This window comes from Verrucomicrobiia bacterium (assembly GCA_023953615.1).
In the GTDB taxonomy this organism is placed as follows: Bacteria; Verrucomicrobiota; Verrucomicrobiia; order Limisphaerales; family JADLHS01; genus JADLHS01.
Map to the genome: position 1 here is coordinate 1228427 of JAMLJH010000001.1, position 12460 is coordinate 1240886.

General features: G+C 58.0%; 11 protein-coding genes and 1 tRNA gene. 5 read left to right on the top strand and 7 right to left on the bottom strand.

The genetic code is table 11. The features are described 5' to 3' along the window. The first annotated feature begins 191 nt into the window (after nucleotides 1-191). Nucleotides 192-276: transfer RNA gene (locus M9920_05080), tRNA-Leu, on the top strand. On the opposite strand, the gene M9920_05085 is transcribed toward M9920_05080, so the two are convergent. Beyond that, on the bottom strand, nucleotides 277-1680 hold the full coding sequence (locus M9920_05085; GenBank protein MCO5051657.1) for a sulfatase: 1404 nt from the start codon (nucleotides 1678-1680) through the stop codon (nucleotides 277-279). A gap of 290 nt (nucleotides 1681-1970) precedes the next feature. Between M9920_05085 and M9920_05090 the strand changes: the two genes are divergently transcribed. Then, nucleotides 1971-2333, top strand: a complete 363-nt coding sequence (locus M9920_05090; GenBank protein MCO5051658.1) for a hypothetical protein — start codon at nucleotides 1971-1973, stop codon at nucleotides 2331-2333. A 161-nt stretch (nucleotides 2334-2494) separates the two neighbouring features. Here M9920_05090 and lptB read toward each other — a convergent pair whose 3' ends face one another. The 6 genes from lptB to M9920_05120 all read right to left on the bottom strand — a co-directional run bounded on the left by lptB (nucleotide 2495) and on the right by M9920_05120 (nucleotide 9799). Then, nucleotides 2495-3277 (bottom strand): LPS export ABC transporter ATP-binding protein, encoded by a 783-nt coding sequence (gene lptB, locus M9920_05095; protein ID MCO5051659.1) that lies wholly within the window; start codon nucleotides 3275-3277, stop codon nucleotides 2495-2497. A gap of 1 nt (nucleotide 3278) precedes the next feature. After that, entirely contained in the window at nucleotides 3279-5213 is a 1935-nt protein-coding gene (locus tag M9920_05100; protein ID MCO5051660.1) for a hypothetical protein, read from the bottom strand. 4 nt (nucleotides 5214-5217) lie between these two features. Next, on the bottom strand, nucleotides 5218-6054 hold the full coding sequence (kdsA, locus tag M9920_05105; protein MCO5051661.1) for a 3-deoxy-8-phosphooctulonate synthase: 837 nt from the start codon (nucleotides 6052-6054) through the stop codon (nucleotides 5218-5220). A gap of 525 nt (nucleotides 6055-6579) precedes the next feature. Next, nucleotides 6580-6963: a carboxypeptidase-like regulatory domain-containing protein gene (locus M9920_05110; GenBank protein ID MCO5051662.1), complete on the bottom strand. Its 384-nt coding sequence runs from the start codon at nucleotides 6961-6963 to the stop codon at nucleotides 6580-6582. An 865-nt stretch (nucleotides 6964-7828) separates the two neighbouring features. After that, a complete protein-coding gene (locus M9920_05115; protein MCO5051663.1) occupies nucleotides 7829-8482 on the bottom strand; it encodes a phosphoribosylanthranilate isomerase in 654 nt (217 codons plus the stop codon). A gap of 93 nt (nucleotides 8483-8575) precedes the next feature. Next, nucleotides 8576-9799, bottom strand: a complete 1224-nt coding sequence (locus M9920_05120; GenBank protein ID MCO5051664.1) for a 2,3-bisphosphoglycerate-independent phosphoglycerate mutase — start codon at nucleotides 9797-9799, stop codon at nucleotides 8576-8578. Nucleotides 9800-9964: 165 nt separating this feature from the next. On the opposite strand from M9920_05120, the gene sufT reads away from it, so the two are divergent. From sufT to M9920_05135, 3 genes are read left to right on the top strand one after another with little or no spacing between them, the layout of a single operon-like run. Next, entirely contained in the window at nucleotides 9965-10513 is a 549-nt protein-coding gene (gene sufT, locus M9920_05125) for a putative Fe-S cluster assembly protein SufT (GenBank protein MCO5051665.1), read from the top strand. 49 nt (nucleotides 10514-10562) lie between these two features. After that, nucleotides 10563-11006 carry a hypothetical protein gene (locus M9920_05130; protein MCO5051666.1) on the top strand — a complete coding sequence of 148 codons (444 nt, stop codon included), beginning with the start codon at nucleotides 10563-10565 and terminating at the stop codon, nucleotides 11004-11006. Nucleotides 11007-11066: 60 nt separating this feature from the next. Further along, complete coding sequence (locus M9920_05135; GenBank protein ID MCO5051667.1) at nucleotides 11067-12305, top strand: cysteine desulfurase; 1239 nt, start codon at nucleotides 11067-11069, stop codon at nucleotides 12303-12305. Nucleotides 12306-12460 lie beyond the last annotated feature (155 nt).

Consider the following 12460-nt stretch of genomic DNA (forward strand, 5'->3'; position numbering starts at 1 on the left):
GCCAGAACTTCAGGCTTGGGATTTGTTTCTGTGGTCGAGCGAGTTATGCCAACGACAATTGAGGGAGTTGATCCTCTTCGGCTCGGGCCTCGCTGCTCGGGTGAAGCGTCAGTCGGGTGCGCGAATGAGGACGATTCATTTGGGATTAGCGATTTGCTTTTGGGCGGGTTTGAGGTAAATGAACAGGCGTCGCGCACGTGGCGGAATTGGCAGACGCGCCAGACTTAGGATCTGGTACCGCAAGGTGTGAAGGTTCAAGTCCTTTCGTGCGCACCATCACTTCACGTCCGTAAACTGGTTGCGGTCATTCAGTTCTTCCTGCAACCGCGTCAGCTCCGCTTTCAAATCCGCCACCAGTCGCGCGTTTTGCGGTGCGGCATAGAGGTTCCGCAACTCGTGCGGATCCATGCGCAAATCAAATAGCTCCCATTGCTCCAGGCGGTGGTAGTAAATCAATTTGTAGCGTTCGGTGCGCACGCCGTAGTGTGGCTCGACCCCGTGTTCGTTCGGATAATGGTAATAGCGATAATACCAACTACGCCGCCAATCGGCCGGAGGGAGGCCCGAGAGCAGCGACCGGAAGCTGCGTCCCTGGACTTCCGGCGGCACGGGGACGCCGGCAAAGTCCAGAAACAACGGCGCAAAATCCACGTTCAGTACCATCGGATCAACGACGCGTCCCGCCGGCAGTTCGGCCGGGTAACGCATCAAGAAGGGCATCCGAATGGATTCTTCATACATGAAGCGCTTGTCGAACCAGTCGTGGTCGCCGAGGAAAAATCCTTGGTCCGAGGTGTAGATGACGATGGTGTTGGTGGCCAGACCGGTTCGATCCAGGTAATCCAACACGCGGCCCACGCTTTCATCCACGGACGCGATGCACGCGAGGTAATCCTTCAGGTAACGCTGATATTTCCACTTTTTGAGCGCCGCGCCGGTGAGCCGGTTGGTGCGCCCCGCCGTGATCATTTCCAATTCCGTATCCGTACCGCGCCGCCAAGCGGTCAGCGCTTCTCCTTTCAATCCGGGCGGTGGAGGCAGCTTGAGATCGTTTCGAGTGAGATCGCGGCTGACCCGCATGATGGCTTCTCGCGCGGCGTCCGCGCGGGTGGCGTAATCGTCATTAAATGTTTCCGGCTCGGGCAGGTCCGCGTCATCGAATAGGTACGCGTATTTGGGATGAGGCTGCCAGGCGCGATGCGGCGCTTTGTGGTGCATCATCAGAAAGAACGGCTGATCGGTGGGACGTTGCTCGAGAAATTGCAGTGAGAAATCGGTGATCAGGTCCGTGGCGTAGCCGGAGTGTTTTTTCCGCTTCCCCATTTCAATGAACACCGGATCAAAATACAATCCCTGTCCGACCAGGATGTTCCAATAGTCAAAACCGGTCGGGTCACTTTGCAGATGCCACTTGCCGATCATGCCGGTGTGGTAACCCGCCGCCTGCAACGCCTTGGCCACCGTCCACTGGCTGCCATCGAACCGGTTGAAGACCGTAACGCCGTTGATGTGACTGTATTTGCCGGTGAGAATCGCCGCCCGACTTGGGGTGCAGATTGCGTTCACCGCGAAACAATTGCTGAGCCGCACCCCCTCGTGAGCCAGCCGATCCAGATTAGGAGTTTGATTGACCTGGCTGCCGTACGCGCTGATGGCGTGCGCTGCGTGGTCGTCGGACATGATGAAGAGGATGTTGGGTCGTGCTGGTGCGGCGTGGACAAATTCCACCCCAGCGGCGAAGCTCAGAAGCAAAATCAAAATGCGGTTCACGTTGGTTAGAGTTGCGACCAATCCCGACGCGGGCAATGAAATTTTACCGGACCCATTTGATGCCGACGCTCTTGGAACGCTAACGGTTGGAATGTGTCTTCCGCTACGGCTACCGTGTGGTCGGGGTGCGGTGCAGCCATCCAATTTGGTGTTGCGTCGCGCAATCCGCGAAAACCCATCGCGAGCAAAACACTCTGAAGATGAAAGCGTCACCGAAGCCAATTCGCACGGCGGATAAAAGGCCCCGATGGCGTCATCTATTTCCCCATCGCGGGAATTTACATCCGAACCTGCGGCTCATCGTGGGAGGACTGTTCAATCTCGTTCTGGTGATCTGGGTGCGACCGCACTTGGGTGCCGCTACGGATCCTGCCTACGCATTGGCCAATGCCCTGCGTCCCCTCGTGGCCGTTGCGCTCCCGAGCGTCACCCTGCTGGTCCTGCTGCCGGTCTTTTTCCTGGGTCGCGAGGTGCCGCGATTGCTGGCGATTGGATTTTCGTTTCTGCCCGCTTACGTGCTGGCCGTGGGTCTCATGATGGCCTTGAGCCTATTGCTGAATTGAGACATTCGGTTTCCGTGGCGGGCGCCGTTGTAAAAGTCGGCCCACAAATGCTGGCGTCCACAGAGTGCGCCGATTCACGCAGCGGGCAAATCGGAAAAATCTCGGGATTTGCGTTATCTGCGGATGGGTGTTTCAGGGTATCACCGGCCGCAGGGGTGGCGTCAGAGGTTGAAGTCCGGGCCGAGATAGATTTCGCGCGCCTTGGGATCGTGCGCCAGAAATTCCGCCGAACCTTCAATGAGCACCTGGCCTTTTACAATGATGTAACCGCGATCAATCAGCTTGAGCATCTCGCGCGCGCTGTGGTCGGTGATCAACAGGCCGAGACCGCGATCGCGCAGGCGGCGCACAATTTTCTGCACCTCATAAACCGCCAGTGGATCAATGCCCGCGAACGGTTCATCCAACAGCAGCAACTTTGGACTGGTAACCAGGGCGCGGGTGATTTCGAGCCGACGCTTTTCGCCGCCACTGAGCGTGTAGGCCTTGCTTTTGGCGAGCGGGGTGAGTTCCAGTTCTTCGAGCAGATATTGCAAACGCACCGCGCGTTCGCGCCGATCCATTTTGCAGGTTTCGAGAATCGCCTGGATGTTTTGCGCCACCGTGAGTTTGCGGAATACGGACGGTTCCTGCGTCAGGTAACCGATGCCCAACCGCGCGCGTTGGTGCATGGCCAGTTTGGTGATGTCGCGATCCAGAAAGCTTACCTGCCCGGCGTCGGGTCGCACCACGCCCACCACCATGTTGAAGGTGGTGGTTTTGCCCGCGCCGTTCGGACCGAGCAACCCAACGATTTCGCCCGCGCCCACCTGGATGGAAACTCCGTTCACGACGCGGCGATGTTTGTATTCCTTCACCAGCGCGCTCGTTTGCAGCAACAGCGAATCGGAAGCCGCAACGGGAGCCGTGGATGCCGCTGGCGATAGAGTTGGTGACTGGTCCATGTCAGGGAAATCTCTCTGATTCCTTAAGATTCTTCAAGAGCGCAGGTGCGGCGGTGAAGCGCGCGTTCGAGCCGCGCACGGTCTGGTTCGCGTTGTTCCAGATCAATTCATCTTCGGACTGATAAACGCCTTCCGGCAGCTCGATGCGCGGATGTCCGATCAGGCGCAGGATTTGATCCGCCGCCGTGTAAACCACCTGCGCGCCCTGTGCCCGGCTGGCGGTTTGTTGAAAATCCACTCCGCCCGTGGCGGAAAGTTGCAGCAACTCGCCCGTGGCGGGGTCCGCCTGCGCCGTCAACGTGGCGCAATCCATCCGCGCGTATTCCGCCGGGCCGTTGGTTACCCCGAGGGTGCCGCGCTCACAAATCACGTTCTGTCGCGCCTGCAAAAACTCGGTGTGCCGTTGATCCGCGGCGAGCCGGATTTCCAACTCCTGCGCCCGCATTCGGGCTTCGCTGCCATCGGCGGGGATTTCCTGCGCCACCACGTCGCCCGTGAACAGACCGTGTCCATCCCGCAATTGAAACGATTGCGCCTGGATCATGACTTTTCGCGCCGGCGTCGGGATTGACGGCGGTCGGCGCGTGGTTTCCGTGGGCAGAATATTTAGAAAGCTACCCTGAGCGTTGGTCAACGGAAACTGCACGGCAACCGAATCCAACGCCTGAATTTCGCTCGCCTGCGGTCGCACGAGCACGCGCCCCGCCGTGCCGCGAATTTCGCCCTCCTGCAAACGCGGATTGCCGGTGAACAAAATTTCGTTCTTCACCCGGGCATACTCGGCGCGATCCGACTGGATGCCGCCCGTGGCGGAGCCGACGAAGACGTCGCCGGTGGCGATGGCCCATTCGTTCGTCGCCGGTCGGATGGCCTGCCGTCCTTCCAAACGTGCGCAATGCAGAAAGTTTGATCCCTCCACCAGGCGCACGTTGCCGTCCGCGAGCAACGCCACGCCGTGTTTGCTGAAGCGGTCGGCAAAGAGCGAAACCGTATTGGTGGCCGTCCCCTGACGAACGGTATTGGTGGTCGTCAACAGATTGGCCGCGGCGCCCAGCTCCGCGCGTGGCAACGTCAAACGCACTTCGCCGCTGGCTTCAATATCTTCGCCCCAATGCCAAAGCGTGAATTGCTCCGCCTGCCCGGAGCGCCCGGCAAACGCCCAATCCGCCTGTCCGATCAAATCCACGCGTTGCTCGATCGGGCGCAGGCGACCGCGTTGCGCACGCGCGTAGCCGGGGCGGGCAAGCCCGAGAATTTCCAGTGGGCCTTCGGCTTCGATGATTTCCACGCCGCCGGAATTGAGCGCGTTGTGGCCCGCGACGGTTGGTCGCGTTTGATTGGTGTTGCCGATGATGGTTAAAGTAGTGCAGGTCAAGGTTTGGTTCGTGTCCGTTACCCGCACGGCATCGTAAAAAACGCCCCGATGCAGCTCGGCGTCGAATTGAAACCAGCGCGACGTGATAACGAGCGGCGGCGCGTTGTTGGTGTATTGCACCACGGCGTGGACGGCGTTCGAGATGATGAGCGTCTTCTGGTTCTGCCACCACTTGAAGCCCGTGCCCGTAATGCTGAAATCCCCCGTGCCGGTACGCATGGCCAGCGGCGCAGCGGAAGCGATGGTGCGCGCCTGCGAATCGCGATCGTCAAACCAACACTCCGGCGTCTCGAGGGTCAGCTCCACTTCTCCCGAGGGCCGGAACGAAGTGAAGTGAGGTTGGGTGATATGATATTGGCGGACCTGATTGGTGGGCTGCACGGCTTCGCTGCCGGTCAATTGCATCTGCAACTGCCGGAAGTTTGGCGCCGGATAGTATTGCGTGACCTGATAATCCTTGATGATGCCGACCTGTCCGCGCACGGAGGCCAGACTGACGCAGAGCCAGATCAGGCTCCACCCCAGCCCGCGACTTCGTGGCGTAAGACGCATCAGCATCATTTCATTAACCTGGGTTCACGGCGGCAAAAACCTTTCGCAAGCTTTGCAACACTTTGGGCAGGTCCGCCAAGGCGATCATGTTCGGGCCATCGCTGAGCGCCTTGTCAGGATGGGGATGGGTTTCAATGAACACGCCGTTGGCGCCCGCCGCCACCGCCGCGCGCGCCAGCACCGGCGCGAATTCCCGCTGGCCGGAGGATTGATCGCCACCCGCCCCCGGCAATTGCACCGAGTGGGTCGCGTCAAAAATGACCGGGCAATCGGTCTGTTTCAGAATCGGGATCGCGCGCATATCCGCCACCAGATTGTTGTAACCGAACGTCGTGCCGCGTTCGGTCAATAAAATCCGTTTGCCACCGGCGCGACGCGCCTTGGCCACCACGCGCCCCATTTCTTGCGGCGAAAGAAACTGTCCCTTCTTGATATTCACAATTTTTCCCGTGGCCACGGCGGCTTCGATCAAATCCGTTTGACGACAGAGGAAGGCGGGGATTTGCAAAATATCCACCACTTCGCCCGCGGCGGCGGCTTGCGCTTCGGTGTGGATGTCGGTGAGCACGGGCACACCGATTTTCGCGCGCACCCGGGCCAGCACGTTTAGCCCGGCGACCAGACCCGGCCCGCGAAACGACTGATCCGAAGTGCGATTCGCCTTATCGAAGCTCGCTTTGAAAACGTAAGGGATGCGGAGACGGGTGCAGGTTTTTTTCAACGCCGCCGCCACGTCCAGGCAGAGTTTTTCCGACTCGATCACGCAAGGCCCGGCGATCAAGGCAAGCCGCCGTCGGTCGGTCAACGCTTTCCAAAGTGAGGCATCATTAAGCACGCCGCGTTGTAACATTCCCCAACGCGAAAGTAAATTGCCGTGGGTTGAGCGGTTGAGGTTTTTATTTTCAGCGCCGGAGGCGCGGCGGAGGGTAGCCCACGGCGTGAGCCGTGGGTAAAGCGTGGCCCAGACTCAAGCCCCGGAGGGGCGATGGAAAACCAGAAGTTGCGAGACGTTCTGCCGCCCCTCCGGGGCTGGATTTTCTTTCCATCTTTCCCCACGGCTCACGCCGTGGGCTACCAGCTATCGCTGCTCCGCAGCTAAGAAGCTGCGACGGTTGACAGCCCCAAACGCTTTGATTGCATGATAACCCGATGTCGTCCGCGAGACGCGAACGACCACCGCCGAGACGGCGGTGCCACTTTGGGTCTGGGTGGAACAGCCAACTTGGCTGTTCTGGTTGGCAACCTGCCGACCAGTGCAGTCTGCGTTTAGCTAGGGACGCGATGAAACGTGTCCCTCCCCCATAAAACACCACAAGTGGTGGTGAAGTTCACTGCCGTGCGGTGACTCATCGGCGCGTCCCCGCGGAGTTTAGCATCACGGTTGCGTCTGTTTCTGTAACTCAACTGGCTGCTCCAAAATAACAGGGCGACCACTGCCCATACCACCACAATACCGATTGATGACACTCCGATAATCTTCTGCTTTGAAACAAACATCAGCCAACGCCAGATAGTCGCCGGGCATTAAAAAGCAAAATCCCCATCTGCTTCCGGCTGGCAAAGTAAAGCTTCCGTCTGCTGCCGACGTGCAATGAATGTTGGAATGATTGCGAACTGCTATCCTCACACCTGAAATCGCTTGCTTGGTCGTAGCATCAACCACCGACCCGCGCACTTCTGGCGTTGGATAGGGAAAGACGACACACCCCTGACAAAAAATGCTCCCAAGCAAAATCGCAATACTGGCTGAAAATCTCATCGCACGATGTAATGCTTAATATGCTCGGCTCAGCCACGTCGAACCAGTAACGTGACCTGCGGAAGTGGATATGCCAACGCCACCCGGTGTTAGCACATGATTGACCACGTCATCTCCGAGTCCATCCACATGATGAGCATCCGTCTCCCTCTCGTCCGACAATTTTTGAGTGGAATTTCTTATCATATTCTGGTCGCGGAAACTATGCGAATTTTGTAAGCCTTTGTCCAACCGGTATTATTGAAATACACCTCGAATTTCGGCGGAACGCGGCCTCCCGATATAACGACGCTGTCGTCGTGAGCGTGTGCTCGGCCAACGATGTGGCCGCGGCATCCCGCCGCAGTTCCGACCAAACCAAGTCGAGATGCCTCGGTGTCCCCTAACTTTAGAACTGCTTGTCGTCCGCGAGACGCGAACGACCACCGCCGAGACGGCGGTGCTCCCCCAATCCCCATTCCTCTGCCAATCATTCCCTTGTCTTTCCGTTCGCGTATTCCGTGTATTTCGCAGTAGTGATCGTGCCAGTGCGACTGGGGAGCATACGCGTCTCGCGTGTGCTGGCGGGCGTCTCGCCCGACAGAATCTGCATCAGCCAGCCAGTAGCCCGTTCCACCCAAACTCCAATCGAATCGTTCCGGCCAACAATGTGGCGGCGGCGTCCCGCCGCAGTTCCGACCAAACCAAGTCGAGATGCCTCGGTGTCCCCTAACTATAGAACTGCTTGTCGTCCGCGAGACGCGAACGACTACCGCCGAGGACGGCGGTGCTCCCCCATTCCCCATTCCCCATTCCTCTGCCCATCATTCCCTTGTCTCTCTGCGGAGTTGGCTGGGCATGGTGATAATTTCCAATCCTTCGATTGTCAGGACGCTGCTTCGACGGCGTTCATGAAGCTACTCAGCTTCTTCGGATCCAGTAACCCGTTCGTACGGACGCCGGTGCAGAGATCAACTCCGAACGGTCGGGTTGAGCGTATCGCTTCGCCGACATTGGCCGCGCACAAACCGCCCGCGAGAAACACAGGCACCGTCGAGCTTTGAATAATCCGCTTGCTGAGCGACCAATCGTGCGTGCGTCCGGTCCCGCCCAGTTCCTTTATGGGTGCATTCTGGTTGCCAGAGTCCAGCAAGATCGCATCCGCCCGACGCCCCAATTCCAGAGCTTCGTCTATTGAAGATTCGTCGCTGACGTGAACGACCTGCACCAGTGAGATACCGGGCAATGCCTCGCGCAAAGCCAAGTGGGCCGCAGCCGTCAGCCGGTCGCAAAGCTGAATGGTATTGGTGCGGCAACGTCGTTGCTGGGTGATGATGGCCTTTGGCTCCGTCCGACTGGTAAGCAGGAACGTGCCAATGGACGGCGGGACGGTGCTGGCGATCTGGTTGATCACGTCTTCCGCGATGACGCCCGGGCCGCTGGGCATTTCTGATACGAAGCCCAAGGCGGAAGCGCCCTCACGCACGGCGAGGCGAGCTTCTTCAACCGAGCCGATACAGCAAACTTTTACTCGTATCATAAAACCCGCTCTGAAGCCTGAAGTTCACTCCGGTCGTCGGCCGCGCCGGGTTCAGGAGAAAATGGCGGCGGTCATGGATCGCCGCGACAATCTTTACGCGCCGAACTTATTGAACATTTGCGCGTTGGCCTGCATCAATCGGATCAGAAATTTGGACGGAAAAATTCCGAGCGAACCCGAGTTGGCGCCGGTTTCGGTGAAGCGATCCAGTTTGTCCCAACCGCTGACGGCGGAGTTGAGCAGCACGGGCTGCGGATGCCACGAATGCCCCTTCAAGGCGCACGGCGTGGAGTGATCGCCCGTGATGGCGATGACGGACGGTCGCTTCTTCAGCAGGATCGGCAGCGCGGCATCGAAGTCTTCCACGGCTTTTTTCTTGGCGGCAAAGTTGCCGTCTTCGCCCGCTTTGTCGGTGTATTTATAGTGGATGAAGAAGAAATCGTAGTTGTCGTATTCGGTCAGATAACGCTCGAACTGTTCGGCGATGGTTTGCGGGCCTTCCAGTTTGGTCATGCCGACGAGTTGCGCCAGCCCTTTATACATTGGATAAACGGCGAGGCAGGCGGCTTTGAGCTGGTAACGTTCTTCAAAGCGCGGCAGGTGCGGCTGATGCGCGATGCCGCGCATGAGAAAACCGTTCGCCGGTTTTTCCGAATGCAGGATCGGCAGGGCCAGTTTGTAAAAATCAGCAATCAACTTTGCCGTTTTCTTTTGTTTCGCATTTTTGGGATCGCGCGGCGCGACGGTGGGAATGGGCAACCCTTCGCGATTGGGGTCCGCATCCGTCAGCGGCCCTTCCAAGCCGTGCCCCCGGAACACCACCACGAACCGATGTTCTTTGCCCGCCTTGATGATGACTTCCGTTTCACCGATTTTTTTGATCTTGGACCGCAACAACTCCACCAGACGTTCGCAGGTGGCAGTCGGAATCCGCCCCGCGCGCCGATCGGTGATGACGCCTTTGGCGTCCAAGGTGGCGAAGTTGGCGCGCGCACAGATGTCGCCGGGCTTCAATTCCACGCCCAGCCCCAGCGCTTCGATCACGCCGCGTCCGACCTGGTAATCCACCGGATCGTAACCGAACAAACCCAGATGGCCCGGGCCGCTGCCGGGGGTGATGCCCGGCGCGACGGGAATCATCCGACCTTGCGCAGAGCTTTTGGAAAGCGCGTCGAGATTGGGCGTGTAGGCCGCTTCCAACGGCGTGAGGTAGCTTTGTTCTTTGATGGCCAGATCGCCCAGACCGTCCAGGACGAGGAGCGCCAGCTTGCCGCTCGGTTTGAGGGTTAATTCAGAGTAAAGGTCGTCGAGATGCATAATCAGTTTCAGTTGAAATTCATTTCAGCGGGCGTTAGCCCGGCTCCGTGAGTCATGATGCGGCTATTCTCGCCAACCGGTCAACGCGATTTGCGACCGGTTTCGACTGGCCTATGTTGTAGCGTTCTGTCACGCTGTGATCGTTCGGGTAGAACTTTTGATTTTATGAGCGAGAAAACCGTTACCCTCTCCCGCGATGTAGATGCCGCCCTGGTGCCCGTGGGCACCAAAGTCGTTCTGATGAAAGGCGAACAGGCCCATATCACGCAATCGTTGGGCGGCGCTTACACCGTGGTGGTGAACGGAAACATGTTCCGCATCGAAGGCAAAGACGCTGATGCGCTCGGGATCGAAGCGCAAGCGCAAACCAAGACGGCGACCGCCGGACCGGTCACGCTGGAAGCGCTCGAAAAGCAGGTCTGGGAATCGCTCAAGTCCTGCTACGATCCGGAGATTCCCGTCAACATTGTGGACCTGGGATTGATTTACGACTGCCACCTGACGCCCACCGGCAACGCCACGTACAAAGCGGAAGTGAAAATGACATTGACCGCGCCGGGCTGCGGCATGGGATCGGTGCTTGCGCAGGACGTGCAAAATAAATTGATTTCGCTCGAACCGATTGACGAGGCCGACGTGGAACTGGTTTGGGAGCCGCCCTGGAATCAGGGCATGATGACCGAAGCGGCCAAGTTGCAATTGGGTTTGATGTGATTTCGACTACGGATGGACACGGATTCACACGGATAAAACCATTTGACGCATGGCCAGCGACGACCCTCGCATCAAAAGAGTTTTGAAGCGCTATGAAAAGGACGCTCAATTCAGAGATGCGCATATAGATTTGGAAGCGGTTAGTCTTGAAGCACTGAACGTCGCCTTTGGTTTTCCTCCGGAAGATGAATTTAAGTCGCCCCGAAAGCTTGATGAATACGCCATCGCCTGCTTTGAACAATGGATGGGAATTGAACTGGATGCGGGTATTTACGATTACTTCATTCACCCATACGCCCGGCGCGAATTTTGTTCTGCAGAACACGTTCCCGAGGAAGGACTGGATCTACCATGTGAAAATGGTCCTCCAACAAGGATTCCTCTTGCGGAAGGCCTTCGCTGGGTTTCAACGCGCCCCGAGGAAGATGGAGAAAACTACAAAGAAAACTACGTTGGGGTTGAAGATGATTACGATGATGCGAGCGCGCAGTAAAAAGACCGGTTTGGCTGCGTTTATCCATGTTCATCTGTGCCCATCCGTGGTTAAATTTTCATGACTGACAAGAAGACTATTGACTGGGCCGCGCTGCGAAAAGATTTTCCGATCCTCGATCAAAAAGTCCACGGCAAACCGCTGATCTATTTCGACAACGCCGCCACGGCGCAAAAGCCGCGCGCCGTCGTGCAGGCGTTGGTGCATTATTACGAACACGACAACGCCAATGTGCATCGCGGCATCCACGAATTGAGCAACCGTGCCACGCACGCGTACGAAAATGCCCGCGCCCGCGCCGCCCAGTTCATCAACGCGCGGCACGCGGAGGAGATCGTCTGGACGCGCGGGACCAGCGAAGCCATCAACCTGGTGACCAGTTCCTGGGGCGCCAAATTCCTGCGCCCGGGCGATGTGATTTTGCTGACCGAAGCCGAGCACCACAGCAACATCGTGCCGTGGCAATTGCTTGCTGAAAGAACCGGCGCCAAAGTCGCCTACCTGCCGGTGTTGGGTGATGAAGGCATTCTGGATTTGTCGCGCGTTGACGCCATGCTGACTTCGTCAGTGAAACTGCTTTCGATGGTTCACATCTCGAACGCGTTGGGCGTGGTGAATCCCGTTGCTGAACTTTGCGCCAAAGCCCGCAAGCTGGGTATTGTGACGTTGGTGGATGGCGCGCAAAGCGCCGGGCATCTGCCCGTGGATGTGCAGGCCATCGGTTGCGATTTCTTTGCTTTTAGCGGTCATAAAATTTGCGGCCCCACCGGGATTGGCGTGTTGTACGGGCGTCAGGAACTTTTGGAACAACTACCGCCCTACCAAGGTGGTGGCGAAATGATTCTCACGGTGAACTACGATAAAACCACTTTCAAAGCGCCGCCGCACCGTTTCGAGGCCGGCACCCCGAACATCGCCGGCCCGGTCGGATTGCACGCGGCCATGGATTATCTGGACGCCATCGGGCGCGACCACATCTGGAAGCACGACCAAGAGCTGGCGCAATACGCCTACGATCAACTGGCCGCCTTGAAAGACATCCGGTTGTTTGGTCCGAAAACCGGTCGCGCGGGACTCGTCAGTTTTTTGCTCAAAGACGTTCATGCTCACGACGTGGTGACGTTGGCGGACCAGGGTGGCATTGCCTTGCGGGGCGGACACCATTGCACCCAACCGCTCATGCACAAGCTGGGCGTCGAGTCCACCGCGCGCGCCAGTTTTTATTTCTACAACACCCGAGCCGAGGTGGATCATCTGGTCACCGTGGTGAAGGAAATCCAGAAATTTTTTGCCGCATAATTTGAAAAGCCTTGTGCTTGGCCAGTGGCATCATGGTCATGAACGAAGCGCCAGAACTAATCTTACGATGTAACCTTCACGGTCATGCGCCCCCAATAGCAAGCTCGCCTTAGCCGGAAGGATGCAGTTGGTCCGGGTGGAACGCCGCTGGCTTG

Bases quoted from the DNA above. Each gene is read 5' to 3' on its own strand.
- M9920_05085 (MCO5051657.1), bottom strand. From the start codon at position 1,680: ATGTCCGACGACCACGCAGCGCACGCCATCAGCGCGTACGGCAGCCAG.
- M9920_05090 (MCO5051658.1), top strand. From the start codon at position 1,971: ATGAAAGCGTCACCGAAGCCAATTCGCACGGCGGATAAAAGGCCCCGA.
- lptB (MCO5051659.1), bottom strand. From the start codon at position 3,277: ATGGACCAGTCACCAACTCTATCGCCAGCGGCATCCACGGCTCCCGTT.
- M9920_05100 (MCO5051660.1), bottom strand. From the start codon at position 5,213: ATGATGCTGATGCGTCTTACGCCACGAAGTCGCGGGCTGGGGTGGAGC.
- kdsA (MCO5051661.1), bottom strand. From the start codon at position 6,054: ATGTTACAACGCGGCGTGCTTAATGATGCCTCACTTTGGAAAGCGTTG.
- M9920_05110 (MCO5051662.1), bottom strand. From the start codon at position 6,963: ATGAGATTTTCAGCCAGTATTGCGATTTTGCTTGGGAGCATTTTTTGT.
- M9920_05115 (MCO5051663.1), bottom strand. From the start codon at position 8,482: ATGATACGAGTAAAAGTTTGCTGTATCGGCTCGGTTGAAGAAGCTCGC.
- M9920_05120 (MCO5051664.1), bottom strand. From the start codon at position 9,799: ATGCATCTCGACGACCTTTACTCTGAATTAACCCTCAAACCGAGCGGC.
- sufT (MCO5051665.1), top strand. From the start codon at position 9,965: ATGAGCGAGAAAACCGTTACCCTCTCCCGCGATGTAGATGCCGCCCTG.
- M9920_05130 (MCO5051666.1), top strand. From the start codon at position 10,563: ATGGCCAGCGACGACCCTCGCATCAAAAGAGTTTTGAAGCGCTATGAA.
- M9920_05135 (MCO5051667.1), top strand. From the start codon at position 11,067: ATGACTGACAAGAAGACTATTGACTGGGCCGCGCTGCGAAAAGATTTT.